Consider the following 656-nt stretch of genomic DNA (forward strand, 5'->3'; position numbering starts at 1 on the left):
ACAGGAATTTCCCTATCTTAAAACGAAAATGCCGACTCTCTGGACAACAGCTATTTTGTATCGACGGTGGGCGGTGCCCCGATGGAAGCAGTAAAACAGTATATTGAAAACCAGAAAACATCGCAGAGACAAAAGGATAAGATGGGATAATGCAAAAAGGAATTAAATTCAGAATCTACCCGAACAGAGAACAGAAAAACTTCATCCATCAGACCCTGGGATGTTGCCGGTTCATCTACAACCGGGGACTTGCCATGCGTAAGGAAGGCTATGAAAATGGGGAAAAGATCGGCTATTCCCAGACTTCCGCCATGCTGACTGAACTGAAAAAGCAAGAGGAGTTTGCTTTTCTGAAAGCAGCAGATTCCATTGCATTACAGCAGTCTCTGCGGGATCTCGACCGGGGATTTGTGAATTTCTTTCAGAAACGGGCTTCCTATCCAACCTTCAAAAGTAAACATAACCGGTTCCAGTCATACAGAACGGTAAATCAAAAAGATAATATTCGTATTGTGGGAAGATATATCAAACTTCCGAAACTTGGATTTGTTAAAATACGGCAGTCGATGGAAGTGGAAAAGATTAATCACGTGATCATTGAGCACACACCGGCTGGAAAATATTTTGCGGTTTTAAATGTTGATTTTGAACCGGAA

1 protein-coding gene and 1 pseudogene are annotated in these 656 nt (G+C 42.1%); both read left to right on the forward strand.

The window, feature by feature from the left end; translation table 11 throughout:
• Positions 1 to 150, forward strand: a pseudogene (locus DW694_RS16685) (transposase); the annotation flags it as partial.
• Positions 150 to 656: RNA-guided endonuclease TnpB family protein (locus DW694_RS16690; protein ID WP_147420749.1), on the forward strand; the 507-nt coding region annotated here is incomplete at its 3' end. The pseudogene DW694_RS16685 and the gene DW694_RS16690, both read left to right, overlap by 1 nt.

Source organism: Ruminococcus sp. AM26-12LB (genome assembly GCF_003480785.1).
Lineage (GTDB): Bacteria > Bacillota > Clostridia > Lachnospirales > Lachnospiraceae > Blautia_A > Blautia_A fusiformis.